This window comes from Roseomonas sp. KE0001, from assembly GCF_016107285.1.
Taxonomy (GTDB): domain Bacteria; phylum Pseudomonadota; class Alphaproteobacteria; order Acetobacterales; family Acetobacteraceae; genus Pseudoroseomonas.
Genome location: NZ_RCVQ01000002.1, coordinates 235,596 through 250,738 on the forward strand (window position 1 = coordinate 235,596; position 15,143 = coordinate 250,738).

Annotated in this window: 17 protein-coding genes; 11 read left to right on the forward strand and 6 right to left on the reverse strand. The window is 71.5% G+C overall.

Annotated features, from left to right (window positions below):
* The first annotated feature begins 1 nt into the window (after window position 1).
* From D9598_RS04655 to D9598_RS04675, 5 genes are read left to right on the forward strand one after another with little or no spacing between them, the layout of a single operon-like run.
* Window positions 2–925 carry an ABC transporter permease gene (locus D9598_RS04655; RefSeq protein WP_198365237.1) on the forward strand — a complete coding sequence of 308 codons (924 nt, stop codon included), beginning with the start codon at window positions 2–4 and terminating at the stop codon, window positions 923–925.
* Between the two features lie 10 nt (window positions 926–935).
* Window positions 936–1,961, forward strand: a complete 1,026-nt coding sequence (locus tag D9598_RS04660) for an ABC transporter ATP-binding protein (RefSeq protein WP_198365238.1) — start codon at window positions 936–938, stop codon at window positions 1,959–1,961.
* Window positions 1,958–2,959: an ABC transporter ATP-binding protein gene (locus tag D9598_RS04665; protein WP_198365239.1), complete on the forward strand. Its 1,002-nt coding sequence runs from the start codon at window positions 1,958–1,960 to the stop codon at window positions 2,957–2,959. Before D9598_RS04660 ends, D9598_RS04665 begins: the two co-directional genes overlap by 4 nt.
* 56 nt (window positions 2,960–3,015) lie before the next feature.
* Window positions 3,016–3,360, forward strand: a complete 345-nt coding sequence (gene arsC, locus D9598_RS04670; protein ID WP_198365240.1) for an arsenate reductase (glutaredoxin) — start codon at window positions 3,016–3,018, stop codon at window positions 3,358–3,360.
* Complete coding sequence (locus tag D9598_RS04675) at window positions 3,357–3,779, forward strand: hypothetical protein (protein ID WP_198365241.1); 423 nt, start codon at window positions 3,357–3,359, stop codon at window positions 3,777–3,779. Before arsC ends, D9598_RS04675 begins: the two co-directional genes overlap by 4 nt.
* Window positions 3,780–3,818: 39 nt before the next feature.
* Here D9598_RS04675 and D9598_RS04680 read toward each other — a convergent pair whose 3' ends face one another.
* The 3 genes from D9598_RS04680 to D9598_RS04690 all read right to left on the reverse strand — a co-directional run bounded on the left by D9598_RS04680 (window position 3,819) and on the right by D9598_RS04690 (window position 6,545).
* Entirely contained in the window at window positions 3,819–4,283 is a 465-nt protein-coding gene (locus D9598_RS04680; RefSeq protein WP_198365242.1) for an Lrp/AsnC family transcriptional regulator, read from the reverse strand.
* A gap of 97 nt (window positions 4,284–4,380) precedes the next feature.
* Window positions 4,381–5,511, reverse strand: a complete 1,131-nt coding sequence (locus D9598_RS04685; RefSeq protein ID WP_198365243.1) for a type III PLP-dependent enzyme — start codon at window positions 5,509–5,511, stop codon at window positions 4,381–4,383.
* Window positions 5,512–5,864: 353 nt separating this feature from the next.
* Window positions 5,865–6,545 (reverse strand): TetR/AcrR family transcriptional regulator, encoded by a 681-nt coding sequence (locus tag D9598_RS04690; protein ID WP_198365244.1) that lies wholly within the window; start codon window positions 6,543–6,545, stop codon window positions 5,865–5,867.
* 133 nt (window positions 6,546–6,678) lie between these two features.
* Here D9598_RS04690 and D9598_RS04695 point away from each other — a divergent pair, with 133 nt between their 5' ends.
* Both D9598_RS04695 and D9598_RS04700 read left to right on the forward strand, forming a co-directional pair.
* Window positions 6,679–7,842: an HlyD family secretion protein gene (locus tag D9598_RS04695; protein WP_198365245.1), complete on the forward strand. Its 1,164-nt coding sequence runs from the start codon at window positions 6,679–6,681 to the stop codon at window positions 7,840–7,842.
* Window positions 7,843–7,849: 7 nt separating this feature from the next.
* Window positions 7,850–9,418, forward strand: a complete 1,569-nt coding sequence (locus D9598_RS04700; protein WP_370591932.1) for a DHA2 family efflux MFS transporter permease subunit — start codon at window positions 7,850–7,852, stop codon at window positions 9,416–9,418.
* Window positions 9,419–9,446: 28 nt separating this feature from the next.
* On the opposite strand, the gene D9598_RS04705 is transcribed toward D9598_RS04700, so the two are convergent.
* The 3 genes from D9598_RS04705 to D9598_RS04715 all read right to left on the reverse strand — a co-directional run bounded on the left by D9598_RS04705 (window position 9,447) and on the right by D9598_RS04715 (window position 11,314).
* Complete coding sequence (locus tag D9598_RS04705; RefSeq protein ID WP_198365246.1) at window positions 9,447–10,241, reverse strand: thiazole synthase; 795 nt, start codon at window positions 10,239–10,241, stop codon at window positions 9,447–9,449.
* A gap of 4 nt (window positions 10,242–10,245) precedes the next feature.
* The gene (thiS, locus tag D9598_RS21585; protein WP_198365247.1) at window positions 10,246–10,458 is read right to left on the reverse strand and encodes a sulfur carrier protein ThiS; all 213 of its coding nucleotides are present in this window, start codon (window positions 10,456–10,458) and stop codon (window positions 10,246–10,248) included.
* Window positions 10,459–10,546: 88 nt separating this feature from the next.
* Window positions 10,547–11,314, reverse strand: a complete 768-nt coding sequence (locus D9598_RS04715; protein ID WP_232476903.1) for a hypothetical protein — start codon at window positions 11,312–11,314, stop codon at window positions 10,547–10,549.
* A 274-nt stretch (window positions 11,315–11,588) separates the two neighbouring features.
* Here D9598_RS04715 and D9598_RS04720 point away from each other — a divergent pair, with 274 nt between their 5' ends.
* The 4 genes from D9598_RS04720 to accB all read left to right on the forward strand — a co-directional run bounded on the left by D9598_RS04720 (window position 11,589) and on the right by accB (window position 15,143).
* Window positions 11,589–13,577 carry a BCCT family transporter gene (locus tag D9598_RS04720; protein ID WP_198365248.1) on the forward strand — a complete coding sequence of 663 codons (1,989 nt, stop codon included), beginning with the start codon at window positions 11,589–11,591 and terminating at the stop codon, window positions 13,575–13,577.
* Window positions 13,578–13,677: 100 nt separating this feature from the next.
* Window positions 13,678–14,010: a four-helix bundle copper-binding protein gene (locus D9598_RS04725; protein ID WP_198365249.1), complete on the forward strand. Its 333-nt coding sequence runs from the start codon at window positions 13,678–13,680 to the stop codon at window positions 14,008–14,010.
* Between the two features lie 136 nt (window positions 14,011–14,146).
* A complete protein-coding gene (gene aroQ / locus D9598_RS04730; protein ID WP_198365250.1) occupies window positions 14,147–14,602 on the forward strand; it encodes a type II 3-dehydroquinate dehydratase in 456 nt (151 codons plus the stop codon).
* A 61-nt stretch (window positions 14,603–14,663) separates the two neighbouring features.
* A complete protein-coding gene (accB, locus tag D9598_RS04735) occupies window positions 14,664–15,143 on the forward strand; it encodes an acetyl-CoA carboxylase biotin carboxyl carrier protein (RefSeq protein WP_198365251.1) in 480 nt (159 codons plus the stop codon).

A 15,143-nucleotide genomic window follows, 5' to 3' on the forward strand; every position in this document is an offset into this window, starting at 1 on the left:
GATGAGCACGACCACCGCCGCCCCCGACACGCCCGCGGCCGCGCCCAAGGCCGAGACGCCCTGGCGCCGCTTCGCCGCCGAATTCGCCGAGAGCAAGCTGGCGCTCCTCGGCCTGGGCGTCTTCGTCCTCATCGCCCTGATCGCCATCTTCGCGCCCTGGCTGGCGCCGCAGAACCCCTACGACCTGGCGCAGCTCGACATCATGGACGGGCGGCTGGAGCCGGGCACGCGCAACGGGATGGACACCTTCACCTACTGGCTCGGCACCGATGACCAGGGGCGCGACATGCTCTCCGGCATCATGTACGGGCTGCGCATCTCGCTGCTGGTGGGCGCCGGCTCGGCCATCATCGCCTGCGCCGTCGGGGCCTCGCTCGGCCTGCTCGCCGCCTATGCCGGCGGGCGGACCGACACCGTCATCATGCGCCTGGTCGACCTGCAGCTCTCCTTCCCGACCATCCTGGCGGCGCTCATGATCCTCGCCTTCCTCGGCAAGGGCGTGTTCAACGTCGTCATCGCGCTGGTCATCGTGGAATGGGCCTACTACGCCCGCACGGTGCGCGGCACGGCGCTGGTCGAGCGGCGGCGCGAGTATATCGAGGCGGCGCAGTGCCTGGCCCTGCCGACCCGGCGCGTCATCTTCCGCCACCTGCTGCCGAACTGCATGCCGCCGCTGATCGTCGTCGGCACCATGCAGATCGCCCGCGCCATCGCGCTCGAGGCGACGCTCTCCTTCCTCGGCCTCGGCGTGCCGATCACCGAGCCCTCGCTCGGCCTGCTGATCTCCAACGGCTACGAGTACATGCTCTCCGGCCGCTACTGGATCAGCTTCTATCCGGGCATCGCGCTGCTCGTGACCATCGTGTCGATCAACCTGGTCGGCGATCAGCTGCGCGACGTGCTCAACCCGCGGCTCAAGAAGTAAAGGACCGGGCATGGCTGTCACCCCTGCTGCCGCCACCCAACCGGCCCCCGTCGCGGCCCCGACCCTTGAGGTCCGCAACCTCAGGACCCACTTCTTCACCCGCGCGGGCGTGGTGAAGGCGGTGGACGACGTCTCCTTCACCGTCGGCCGCGGCAAGGTCCTCGGGCTGGTGGGGGAATCCGGCTCCGGCAAGACCGTCACCGGATTCTCCATTCTCGGCCTGGTCGACCCGCCGGGCCGCATCACCGGCGGCGAGATCCTGTTCCACGGGCAGAACCTGGCGAAGCTCTCGGAGGAGGAGATGCGGAGGCTGCGCGGCAACCGCATCGCCATGATCTTCCAGGACCCGATGATGACGCTGAACCCGGTGCTCCGGGTCGACACGCAGATGATCGAGACCGTCCTGGCGCACGAGAAGGTCAGCAAGGAGGAGGCCCGCCAGCGCTCGCGTGATGCGCTGGGCATGGTCGGCATCCCCTCGCCGGACGAGCGGCTGAAGAGCTATCCTCACCAGTTCTCGGGCGGCATGCGCCAGCGCGTGGCCATCGCCATCGCCCTGCTGCACCGTCCCGAGCTGATCGTGGCCGACGAGCCGACCACCGCGCTCGACGTCACCATCCAGGCGCAGATCCTGGCCGAGGTGCAGAAGCTCTGCGCCGAGACCGGCACGGCGATGATCTGGATCACCCATGACCTCTCCGTCGTCGCCGGCCTCGCCGACGACATCGCGGTGATGTATGCCGGCCGCGTGGTGGAGAAGGGCGCGGTGGGCCCGGTGCTGGACGCGCCGCTGCACCCCTATACCGAGGGGCTGATCGGCAGCGTGCCGTCGCGCAACAAGCGTGGCGAGCCGCTGCGCCAGATCCCCGGCATGACGCCCTCCCTGCTCAGCCTGCCGCCGGGCTGCGCCTTCCGGGGCCGCTGCCCCAAGGCGCAGGACAAGTGCCGCGAGGAGCCGCCCTTCGGCGAGGTGCTGCCGGGCCGCGAGGCGCGCTGCTTCTTCCCCAACCTCACCCCCGCCGAGGCCGCCGCATGAGCACGCCGATCATCGAGTTGAAGGGCGTCTCCAAGCGCTTCTCGAAGAAGCAGGACTTCGCCGGCAAGCTGATCGGCAGGCTGACCGGCGGCGTGAAGGACGAGACGGTGCATGCCGTGGACGGCGTCGACCTGACCGTCAACAAGGGCGAGGTGGTCGGGCTGGTGGGCGAATCCGGCTGTGGCAAGTCCACCCTGGGGCGCATGGTGGCCGGCATCATGCCGGCCTCGGGCGGCGAGATCCTCTGGCACGGCCAGCCGGTCGCCAGCCTCAGCGGCGCCGAGGCCCGCCGCGCCAAGCTGCAGACGCAGATGATCTTCCAGGACCCCTACGCCAGCCTGAACCCGCGCATGCGGGTCTCGGAGATCGTCGGCGAGGCGCCGAAGGTGCATGGGCTGGTCCCGCGCGGCACCTATGATTCCTACGTGGACAACCAGCTGCGCCGGGCCGGGCTCGATCCCTCGCTGAAGCGGCGCTATCCGCACCAGTTCTCCGGCGGCCAGCGGCAGCGCATCGGCATCGCCCGCGCGCTGGCGGTGCAGCCGGAGTTCATCGTCTGCGACGAGGCGGTGGCGGCGCTCGACGTCTCGATCCAGGCGCAGATCCTGAACCTGTTCATGGAGCTGCGGCGCGATCTCGACCTGACCTACCTGTTCATCAGCCACGATCTCGGCGTCGTCGAGCACCTCTCCGACCGCGTCGTCATCATGTATCTGGGCCGGGTGGTGGAGGAGGCCAGGGCGGAGGAGATCTTCGCCCGCGCCAACCACCCCTATACCCAGGCGCTGCTGGACGAGGTGCCGCGCATCGAGGCCCGGAAGAAGCACTTCGCCGGCATCAAGGGCGAGATCCCCTCGCCGCTGGACCCGCCGCCGGGCTGCCACTTCCACCCGCGCTGCCCGCATGCCTTCGACCGCTGCCGCGTCGAGCGGCCGGCGCTGCGCGAGGTGGCGCCGGGGCACCGCTCCGCCTGCCACCTGAACGACAAGGCCGCCTGAGAAAAGGGCCAGGCCCGGGCTTGCCTTGCCTCCGGTCGAGGCGGCAAGCTCGGGCCATGTCGATCACCCTCTACCACAACCCCGCCTGCGGCACCTCGCGCCGGGTGCTGGAGATGCTCCGGCAGGCCGGTCACGCGCCCCGGATCGTCGAGTATCTGAAGAACCCGCCGGACCGCCCGACGCTGGAGCGGCTCTTCGCCGCGCTCGGCCCCGCCATGCTGCGGCGCAAGGGCACGCCCTATGACGCGCTGGGGCTGGACGATGCGGCGCTCCCGCCCGCGGCGCTGCTCGACGCGGTGCAGGCCCATCCCATCCTGATCGAGCGCCCGATCGTGGAAACCCCCCTCGGCATCCGCCTCGGCCGGCCGCCCGAGGCGGTGCAGGAGATCCTTCCCGCTTGACCGGGCGGCTGCTGCCCGTCCTCTCCCTGCTGCTGGCCGGCTGCGCCCTGTCGGAGGCCCGCATGGTGGCCGAGGCGCGGCGGGACATGGTGGGGCTGCGGCGCGCCGATCTCTATGTCTGCGCCGGCTTCCCGAGCCGGACGGAGCGGATCGACGTGCTGCGGGAGATCTACAGCTACGAGCTGCAGGGCCATCAGGAAGGCGGGCTGAACCTGAACCTGCCCGTGGTCGGCGGCCTGAACCTGATGGGCGACGCCGGCTATTGCCGGGCCAATTTCGAGCTGATCGACGGCATGGTGACGCGGGTGGGCTTCAGCGGCGACAATGATTCCCCCGGCGCGCCGGAAGCCCGCTGCGCGCCGATCATCAAGAGCTGCCTCGGCATGGAACGCTCGGCCCCGCCCAAGGCGCCGGGCTGACCGCCCCGGACTGATCGCCCCGGACTGATCGCCCTGGGGCTATTCCTCCGTCGCCTCGGCCACGGGCAGGATGGCGGTTTCCTTGGCGGAGGTGATGGCCAGGATGGCCTCGGTCCGCTCCACCCCCGGCTGGCCGCGCACCTGCTCGGCGACGAAGCGTTCCAGCGTGGCGAGATCGGGCAGGCGCAGCTTCAGGAGGAAGGTCCAGGCGCCGGTGACATGATGGCATTCCAGCACCGGCTCGGCCGCCCGCATGGCGATGCGGAAGGCATTCTCCTCCCGCCCCGGCCGCAGCGAGACGAAGACGAAGGCGAGGAGGGGGCAGCCGATGGCGCCGGGGTCGAGATCGGCGCGCCAGCCGCGGATGGTGCCGCGTTCCTCCAGCCGCTTGACCCGCTCGGCCGTGGCCGAGACCGAGAGGCCGGCGACCTTGGCCAGCTCGGCGAGTCCCGCCGCGCCATTGTCCTGCAGGGCGACGAGAATGTTCCGGTCGATGGCATCCATGGCGCGACTTTATCCGGCGCTTCGCGATCGCGAAACGTGAAAATGGCGCATGGATGCGGGATAAGGCGGGAAGGGGATGGCCCTTCCCGCCCGGCCGTCAGATGTAGTGCTCGGCCAGCGGCTTGAAGCCGTTGAAGCCCTGGCTGGCATAGGTGGTGACATAGGCGCCGGTCGAGAGCAGCTCGATCCGGTCGCCGCAGTCGAGCGCCAGCGGCAGGCGGTAGTTGGACTTCTCGTACAGCGTGTCGGTGCTGTCGCAGGTCGGGCCGGCGATGGTCACGGGGCCTTCCGCGCCGCCGTCATGCGGGGTGCGGAAGGCGTACTTGATCGCCTCGCCCTCGGTCTCGGCCAGCCCGCCGAAGCGGCCGATGTCGAGATAGACCCAGCGCACCGGGTCGTCCTTCTCCTTGCGCGAGACCAGCACCACCTCGGTCGAGACGACGCCGGCATCGCCGACGATGAAGCGGCCCGGCTCGATCAGGATCTCCGGCAGGGCATTGCCGAAATGCTCGACCATGGCGCCCATGATGGCGGCGCCGAAATCGTCGATCTCCGGCACCTCCTGGCGGTAGCGCACCGGATAGCCGCCGCCGAGATTGGCCATCCGCAGCCGGATGCCGGCGTCCTTCAGGTCGGTGAAGAGCAGGGCGACGCGGGCGATGGCCGCCTCATAGGCGGCGGTGCGGGTCTGCTGGCTGCCGACGTGGAAGGAGATGCCATAGGGATCGAGGCCGAGGTCGCGGGCCAGGATCATCAGCTCGCGCGCCATCTCGACCTCGCAGCCGAACTTCTTCGACAGCGGCCATTCGGCGCCGAGATTGCCCACCAGGATGCGGCAATAGACCCGCGCGCCGGGGGCGGAGCGGGCGAGCTTGCGCAGCTCCGGCTCCGAGTCGAAGGCGAACATGCGCACGCCATGGGCATAGGCGGCCTTGATCGCGCTTTCCTTCTTCACGGTGTTGCCGAAGGAGATCGCCTCGGGCCGGGCGCCGGCGGCCAGGCAGGCCTCGACCTCCTCCAGCGAGGCGGCGTCGAAGCAGGAGTCGAGCCCGACCAGGCGGTCCAGGATCGGAGCCGCCGGATTGGCCTTCACGGCGTAGTAGATGCGGGCGAGCGGCATGGCCGCGCGCAGCCGGCCGTAATTCTCGGCGACGCGATCGACGTCGACGACGAGGCACGGCGTCGCCGGAGCGGCGTCACGCAGGAAGCGGGAGACCTTCGGGGTCATCGCACACCCTCCATCCAATAGGGAGGACCGCCCCTGTTCGGAGGCACGGCCCCAAGTTGACGAAACGGTCGAACGAACCAGCGACCAAGAGAGGCCGGCTGAGGCTCGCGCCTTTCGCCGGGGTTGCCAGAACGCTTGACGTCGTTGCGTAAACCTTTGGCCGATCAGGGTCGGCCGGGGGCCAGAGGCACGTGCGTACTGCGTCTGCGGCGCCATATAGAGATCCCGCCGGCGGACGCAAAGGGTTTTCCGGGGGCGTGGCCGGGTTTTTTCCGCATATCTCCCCCGCAAGGCCGGAAACTCCCCGGAAAGCGGGCTTGGCGGCGGGAAGCCTCCAGCGCCGCGATCCCGCTTCAGGCGAATCCGTCCGTTTCCGCCCTGGCCGTCCCCCTGCCCCCCTCGTCGCCATGCAGCCGGACGATGGCCCGCGCCGCCTGGCGGGCCAGCAGCGCCACCTCCTCCTCCCCGGCCGGGCCGGACAGGCCGAGCGTCGCGCGCAGGAACAGGTCCCCGCGCAGCAGCGACAGGAACTGCTCGGCGGCGAGGGCGGGAGAGGCGGCGGCGTGCAGCTGGCCGCGCCGCTGCTCCTCGGCCAGCCAGCCGGCCAGCCAGAGGCACATGCCGCGCGGCCCCTCGGCGTAGAAGCTGCGCGCCAGCTCGGGGAAGCGCGGCGCCTCGGCGATGACCATGCGGTGCAGGGCGCGAACCCGCGGCTGTAGCAGGAAGCGCAGCCATTGCGTGCCCAGCTCGGTCAGCGCCTCCTCCAGCCCCAGCTCGTGGCTGGAGAACAGGACCTCCAGCACGCCGCGCATCCGGGCGCAGTTGCCGGCGACGATCTCGGCGAAGAGGGCGTCCTTCCCGGCGAAATGGGCGTAGAGCGTGGCCTTCGAGACCTGCGCGGCGCGGGCGATGCCGTCCATCGAGACGGCGCCGAAGCCTTCGGCGAGGAACAGCCCGGCCGCGGCCTCCAGGATGGCGCGGCGCTTGGGGGAGATGTCGGTCGCGGCGGCGCTGGCGGGCAGGGTGTCGGACATGACACCGGAGTAAGGCCGCGCCTGGCCCGGATCAACATTAAACTGAACGGTCCAGTTCAGTCTTGACTCGCGGCCGCCCTGCCGTCACCTGCGGGGAAAGCCGAACTGAACCGTTCAGTTCCGAGGTGCCCCGATGAACGCTCCCGTCTCTCCCGCCGCTGCGGCCGAGGCCAGCCGGCTGACGCAGCCGGCCCCGCCGCCGCGCCGCCGCCGGCGCTGGCTGCTCCGCCTGCTGCCGGTCGTGCTGCTGCTCGCCCTGGGGCTGGGCGGAAGCTGGTACTGGACGGTGGGGCGTTTCCTGGCCGAGACCGATGACGCCTATGTGCAGGGCGACATCAGCGTGCTGAGCGCGCGCCTCGAGGCCGATGTCCTGGCCATTCCCGTCGGCGACAACCAGCCGGTCCGTGCGGGGGAGCTGCTGATGCGCCTCGACGACCGCGACGCACGGCTGCAGGTCCGGCAGGCGGAGGCCAGCCTGGACGAGGCGGTGGCGGCGGAGGCCACGGCGCGCGAGACCCTGGAGCAGCTGCGCGCCCAGATCGGCGCCGCCCGCGCGCAGGTGGCGCAGGCGGAGGCCGAGCAGGTGCGCGCCGCCGCCGATGCCGGCCGCACCCGCGCGCTGGTCGGCGGCGGCTGGTCCTCGCGCCAGTCGAACGACCAGGCGGTGGCCGACCAGCGCAAGGCGGAGGCGGGACGCCAGGCGGCCGAGGCGGAGCTGGCGGTGCGGCAGCGCGCGGTCGCCGTGCAGCAGGCGCAGCTGGACCAGGCCGCGGCGCGGCGCGAGCAGGCCGCCGCGGCCCTCGACCTGGCGCACCGCAACGCCTCCTATGCCGAGATCCGCGCGCCCTTCGACGGCATCGCCGGCAACCGCGCGGCGCAGCTCGGCCAGCTGGTCCGCCCCGGGCAGCGGCTGCTGGCGGTCGCGCCGCCGCCGGAGCAGCTCTATGTGGTCGCCAACTTCAAGGAGACGCAGCTGGCCGGCATGCGGCCGGGGCAGCCGGTGGAGATCACCGTCGATGCCATTCCGGGCGTCGTCTTCCATGGCCGGGTGGACAGCTTCGCCCCCGGCACCGGCAGCCAGTTCAGCCTGCTGCCGCCGGAGAACGCCACCGGCAACTTCACCAAGATCGTGCAGCGCGTGCCGGTGAAGCTGGTGCTGGAGCCGGGGCAGGACCCGGCGGCGCTCGCCCTGCTGCGCCCCGGCCTCTCGGTGGTGGCCGAGGTCGATACCCGCGCCGATCCGGGCGCGCCGCGCGGGGTGCTGGCCGCCGCCGCCGGCACGCTCGGCCTGCGCTGAGCGCGCCGTGAGCGCCAGCCTCGCCGCCGGTGGCGCGCCCGCCGCGGCCGGCCTGCCCCTGAAGGCCCGCATCGGCTTCATGGCGATGGTCTTCGGCATGTTCATGGCGATCCTGGACATCCAGATCGTCGCCGCCTCGATCTCGGAGATCCAGGCCGGCCTCGCCGCCAGCCCGGACGAGGCGAGCTGGGTGCAGACCAGCTACCTGATCGCCGAGATCGTCATGATCCCGCTCTCGGGCTTCCTCTCGCGCCTGCTCTCCACACGGGTGCTGTTCACCGCCTCGGCCACCGGCTTCACCGTCTTCTCGCTCGCCTGCGCGCTGTCCTCCAGCCTGGGCACCATGGTGGTGTTCCGCGCCGCCCAGGGCTTCATCGGCGGCGCCATGATCCCGACGGTCTTCGCCGCCAGCTTCATGCTCTTCCCGCCCAGCCGGCGCGCCTCGGCGACCGTGCTGATCGGCCTGACCGCGACGCTGGCGCCGACCATCGGCCCGACCCTCGGCGGCTGGCTCACCCAGAGCTTCTCCTGGCACTGGCTGTTCCTGATCAACGTGCCGGTCGGCCTGGCCATCGCGCTCACGGTCTGGAACACGGTGGACATCGACCGCCCGGACCCCGCGCTGCTGGCGAGGTTCGACTGGTGGGGGCTGCTCGCCATGGCCGCCTTCCTCGGCAGCCTGGAATACGTGATGGAGGAGGGGCCGCGCTGGGACTGGCTGCAGGACGGCACGGTGCGGGTCTTCGCCCTGGTCTGCCTGGGCGGCGGCGCCGCCTTCTTCTGGCGGGCGCTGACCCGGGCAGAGCCGATCGTCGACCTGCGCGCCTTCCGCAACCGCAACTTCGCCATCGGCTGCCTGTTCAGCTTCATCCTGGGCACCGGCCTCTATGGCTCGGTCTACCTGATCCCGCTCTTCCTGGGCCGGGTGCGCGGCTACAACTCCATGCAGATCGGCGAGGTGATGTTCATCACCGGCCTCTGCATGTTCTGCGTGGCGCCGGTCGTGGGCCGGCTGCTGGCGCGCTTCGACCCGCGGCCGATCCTGGCCGTCGGGCTGCTGCTCTTCTTCATCGCCATGTGGGAGACGGCGCGGCTGACCACCGAGAGCGCCTTCGCCGAGATGGCCTTCCCCCTCGGCCTGCGCGGCGTCGCCATGATGATGTGCATGGCGCCGATCAACCAGATCGCGCTCGGCACCATGGCGCCGGCGCAGCTCAAGGGAGCGGCGGGGCTCTACAACCTGATGCGCAACCTGGGCGGCGCGGTCGGCCTCGCGGTCATCAACACCCTCGTCACCGACCGCTCCTACCTGCACCGGCTGCATCTGACGGAGGCGCTGAACTGGGCGCGGGAGGGGGTGGGGGAATACCAGTCCACCCTGAGCGGCGCGCTGGAGGGCGGGCTGGGCGGCGCGGCCGATCTGGCGGCGCTGGCCCGGATCAAGGGCATGGTGACGCAGCAGGCGCTGGTGCTGGCCTATAACGACGTGCTGATGGTGATGGCCGGCAGCTTCCTGCTCGCCCTGCCGCTGGTGCTGCTGCTGCGCCGCCCGCGGGCGGGCGGCGGCGGGCACTGAGGCCGGACGCCGCGCACCGCCGCCAGCCCTACCGGATCAGCCCGGAGAGCGGGCTGGAGGCATCGGCCGCGTAGTTGCGCGGCATGCGGCCCGCCAGATGGGCGTCGCGCCCGGCCTCGACGGCCGCCTTCATGGCGCGGGCCATGCGCACCGGATCCTTCGCATGGGCGATGGCCGAGTTCAGCAGCACCGCGTCGCAGCCCAGCTCCATCGCCGCCGCCGCCTCGCTCGCGGTGCCGATGCCGGCATCGACCAGCACCGGCACCCGGGCCTGCTGGATGATGGAATGCAGCATGAAGGGGTTGGTCAGGCCGAGGCCCGAGCCGATCGGCGCGCCGAGCGGCATGACGGCGACGCAGCCCATCTCCTCCAGCCGCTTCGCCGCCAGCGGGTCGTCGGCGCAGTAGACCATGACCTCGAAGCCGTCCTTGATCAGCGCCTCGGCGGCCTCGAAGGTGGCCGGCATGTCGGGGTAGAGGAAGGGCGGCGGGCCCAGCACCTCGAGCTTCACCAGGTTCCAGCCTCCCGCCTCGCGCGCCAGGCGCAGCGTGCGGACCGCGTCCTGCGCGGTGTGGCAGCCGGCGGTGTTGGGCAGGTAGGTGTAGCGCTCGGGGCTGACGAAATCCTGCAGCATCGGCGCGTTGCGGTCCGACAGGTTCACCCGCCGCACCGCGACCGTGACCATCTCGGCGCCGCTGGCCTCGATGGCGGCGGCGGTCTCCTCCAGCGACTTGTAGCGCCCGGTGCCGACCACCAGGCGCGAGCGGAAGCGGCGGCCCGCGACCTCCCAGGCCTCGTCGTCGCGACTCGTATGACCGTCCATGGCTTCAGCCCCCGCCAATGAAATGCACGATTTCGAGCGTATCCCCGGCCGTCAGCGCGGTGGCGGCATAGGCCGAGCGCGGCACGATCTCCAGATTGCGCTCCACAGCCACTTTCCGGGTGTCGAGGCTGAGCGTCGCCAGCAGATCCGCGACGGTGGCCTGCTGCTGGATGAGCCGGGGCTCTCCGTTGATGGTGATCTGGATGCTGTCCGCCATGGCCTGGAATGTGGCGCGGGGCGCGTCCCGCTGAAAGGGGGGGTGGACATCCGGCCTGCCCTGCGCGCGGCGGGCCGGGGGCGGGGGGTCAGCCGGCCGGCTGCGGCGCGGCGTCGGAGGCGGCCTCGCCACCCGCCGGGGCCGCCGGCATGGGAGCCGGGGCGGCGGGAGCGGGGGAGACGGCGGGGGGGAGGATGGCTCCCGCGGGAAGACCCGTGGCGGATGCGCCCGGTGCCGCCGGCGCGGCCGCGGGCGCCTCGGCGGGCGGGGGCGGTCCGACGGCCGGGGGCGGGTTGAGCGGCGTGGCCTGCACCCGGGCCGGGTCCACGATCTCGTGCGGCTTCGGCGCCGGGGCGGGGGGCGTCTCGTTGGGCACGGTGTAGTCGGCGACGATGCGCGCCTGCTGCCCGGCGATGACCAGCACGCGCTGCCCGATGGCGAGGGGCGTCTCGTCCCGCTGCACCACCGAGACCATCTCGCCATTGGGCTTGCGGACGATGTACTCGTAGCCCGGCGAGGAGCCGACCGCCTTCTCCACGCCGGTGCCGATCAGCCCGCCGATCAGCCCGCCGCCGATGCCGGCGAAGGCCGAGGTGATGTCGCCACCGCCCGCCCGCGTGCCGGCCACGCCGCCCGCCGCGGCGCCCGTCACCGCGCCGGTGGTCCCATCGGCCGAGATCTCGACCGGCCGCCGCCCGGCCACCACTCCGGCCTCGACCTTGTTGGCCTGCTGCACCGCGCGGCTGGCATAGGTGTCGGGCGAGTAGCTGGGGCTGCAGGCGGCCAGCGCCAGGGCCAGCAGCCCGACTCCGGCGGCGCGGTTCACGCCGGCCCGGATCGCGGCGGGACGGATCATCGCGGCGTCCTTCCTTCATCGGTCATCGCGGGCGCAACCTAGGCAGGCGACGCGGTGGTGTCATCCCGCGCCGGGGCTCGTGCCGGATGCGGAACATCTCCTGGCCTCCTCCCCGGGCCTCCTCCCCGGGCCTCCTCCCGGTCCTCCTCCCCGGGCCTCCGCGCCGGATCAGGGCGGCGAACCGGAGCGGGGCTTTTTTTGGGGGAACTCTTGACCCGCGCCGGCCTTGTTGCCTGCACTGGGAATATCCGCCGCGCGCAGACAGGAGGCCGCCATGACCAATCCCGCCCTCCCTTCCTCCGGCCCCGCCCGGCCCGCCGCGCCGCCGCCGAGCCGGGTGGTGCTGGTCGTCTCCGCCGGCCTGGCCCTGCTCTTCGTCCTGTTCGGAGCACTGGCGCCGGAGGCGGCGGGCCGGACCTTCGCCGCCCTGCAGGGCTGGATCACGCGCGAGCTCGGCTGGTTCTACCTGATGGCGGTGGCCGGCTTCCTGATCTTCGTCATCGGCCTCGCCATCAGCGGCCATGGCCGGGTGCGTCTCGGCCCCAACCATTCGGAGCCGGCCTACAGCTACCCTGGCTGGTTCGCCATGCTGTTCAGCGCCGGGATGGGGATCGGGCTGGTCTTCTTCGGTGTGGCCGAGCCGGTGACGCACTTCATCCTGCCACCCGAGGCGCCGCCGGCCAGCATCGCCGCGGCGCGCGAGGCGCTGCGCATCAGCTATTTCCACTGGGGCCTGCACGCCTGGGCGATCTATGCCGTGATCGGGCTCAGCCTGGCCTATTTCAGCTACCGCCACGGCCTGCCGCTGACCATCCGCTCGGCGCTCTACCCGCTGGTGGGCGAGCGCATCCACGGGCCGATCGGCCATGCGGTGGATATCTTCGCCGTGCTCGGGACCATGTTCGGCGTCGCCACCTCGCTCGGCCTCGGCGTGCTGCAGGTCAATGCCGGCCTCAACCATGTGCTGGGAGTGCCAAGCAACTTCACCGTGCAGATCGTGCTGATCGCCATCATCACGGCGCTGGCCACGCTCTCCGTCGCCTCCGGCCTCGACCGTGGCATCCGCCTGCTCTCCAGTTTCAACATGGCGACCGCCGGCCTGCTGATGGTCTTCGTCTTCGTGGTCGGCCCGACCACCTTCCTGCTGCAGACCTTCGTGCAGAACCTCGGCGGCTATATCGACAGCTTTGCCGAGCGCACCTTCAACATGTATGCCTACGACCCGAAGGAGTGGCTGGGCAGCTGGACCCTGTTCTACTGGGGCTGGTGGATCGCCTGGTCGCCCTTTGTCGGCATGTTCATCGCCCGCATCTCGCGCGGGCGCACCATCCGCGAATTCGTCATGGGCGTGCTGCTGGTCCCGGCCGGCTTCACCTTCGCCTGGATGACGGTGTTCGGCGACACGGCGATCTGGCTGCACCTGACCGGCGCCACCACCGCCGTCACCGAGACGGTGCAGCGCGACGTCAGCCTGGCGCTCTTCGCGCTGCTGGAGCAGTTCCCCCTGGCGCGGGTCGTCTCCTGGTTCGCCATGGCGCTGATCGTCACCTTCTTCATCACCTCGGCCGACAGCGCGGCGCTGGTCATGGGCACCATCGCCGATGGCGGCCGGGCCGACCCGCCACTCTGGCAACGCGTCTTCTGGGCGGTCTCCTCCGGCGTGGTGGCCTCGGTGCTGCTGGCCTCGGGCGGGTTGCAGGCCCTGCAGACCGCCTCCATCGCCGGGGCGCTGCCCTTCACCGTGGTGATGATCCTGATGTGCTACGGCCTGCTGCGCGCCCTGCAACGCGAGGGGCTGCGGCAGGACGCGCTGGCGCAGAACCTGCCGCCGCGCCAGCCCGCCTCCTGGCAGCGGCAGCTGCATGGCATCCTGTCGCATCCGCGCCGCGAGGAGGTGACGGCCTTCCTGGAGCGCACCGCCGGGCCGGCACTGGAGGCGGTGGCGGCGGAGCTGCGGCGCCGCGGCCTCTCGGCCGAGGTACGGAAGCGGGAGGGCCGGCTGCGCCTCGTCTCGATGCCGGAGGCGCCGGAGGAGTTCCACTACGGCATCCGCCAGCGGGAATACACCATGCCCCGCTTCAGCTACTTCGAGGCGGCCCCCGAGAAGGAGAAGCGCGACCACTACTACCGCGCCGAGGTCTTCCTGGAGGATGGCAGCCAGGATTACGACGTCATGGGCTTCAGCGAGGAGGAGCTGATCCGCGACGTGCTGGCCCAGTACGACCGCCACTTCCAGTACCTGCACGCCATCCGCTCGGTCTGACGGCCTCCCCCGGCCGCCGGCAGCGATCGATCCCGGCGCGAGGCGCGGCGGCAACCCCGGGCCGCCCCGCCGGTTCCGTCCGCAGTGAGGGAGAACAGCGATGCGTCATCTGCCGGAGGAGATGCGGGCCTGCATCGAGGCCTGCCTGAAGTGCTATGCCACCTGCCTCTCCATGGCCTCGGGCCATTGCCTGGAGGTGGGCGGGAAGCATGCCGAGCCGGCGCATGTCCGGCTGATGCTGGCCTGCGCCGAACTCTGCCGCACCTCGGCCCACATGATGCTGCTCGGTACGCCGCAGCATCGGCGGACCTGCCGGGAATGCGCCGCGCTCTGCCGCGACTGCGCCGCCGATTGCGAGAGGCTGGGCGGGATGGAGGACTGCGTCGCCGCCTGCCGCGCCTGCGCGGAGCAATGCGAGGCGATGGCCGGCTGAACCGGGGAGCCCTGGCTTTCCAGACACTTGAAACCCTGGCGGTGGGGCGCGCCGCGGCCCGCGGGGGCGGCGGCGCTTGCGGTGTGGAAACCCCCCGTGCTACCGCGCCCGACCGGACCCGGACGGAACCCCGACAGTGAACCCGCCGCTGATCTTCATCCTGAATGGCCCCAACCTGAACCTGCTGGGCACGCGCCAGCCGGACATCTACGGGTCCGAGACGCTGGACGACGTCGAGGCGCTCTGCGCCGAGACCGCCGACTCCCTCGGCCTGGCGATCGATTTCCGTCAGAGCAATGTCGAGGGCGAGCTGATCTCCTGGGTGCAGGAGGCGCGCAGCCTGGCCGCCGGCATCATCATCAACCCGGCCGGCTATTCCCACACCTCGATCGCGCTGATGGACGCCCTGCTGGCCTCCGACCTGCCGGTGGTCGAGGTGCATCTGAGCAATATCCATCGCCGGGAATCCTTCCGGCATCTGTCCTATGTCTCGCGCGCGGCGCAGGGCGTGATCTGCGGGCTGGGGCCCCACGGCTATGCCCTGGCCCTGCGGGGCATCGCCGGCATCCTGGCCCAGTCGGACCAGGACTGACCGACCGGGCCGGACCGGCGCCCCCTGACCGGCGCGTAGCAAAGAGGTTGCCAAAGGCATCATGAGCGGCATTTCCTTCGGCCCGGACGCGATCCGCGCCCTGGCCCAGATCCTGCGGGAGACAGATCTCACCGAGATCGAGCTGGCGGACGGGGAAAGCCGCCTCCGCGTCACGCGCAACATCGCCATGGCCGCGGCACCGGCCGCCCCGGTGGCGGTGCCGGCCGTGGCCGCCGCCCCGGCGCCCGCGGCGGCGCCGGCTGCCACCAGGCCCGCCGCCGGGCCCGCCGCCGTCAGCGCCGCGACGCCCGGCGCCGTGACCTCGCCGATGGTCGGCGTCGCCTATCTGGCGCCGGAGCCGGGGGCGGCGCCCTTCATCTCCCCGGGCGCCCAGGTCGCGGCGGGGCAGACGCTGCTGCTGATCGAGGCGATGAAGACCTTCAACCAGATCAAGGCGCCGAAGGCCGGCACGGTCACGCGCATCCTGGTCGAGAGCGGCACGCCGGTCGAATACGGCGAACCGCTGGTGGTGATCGAGTAG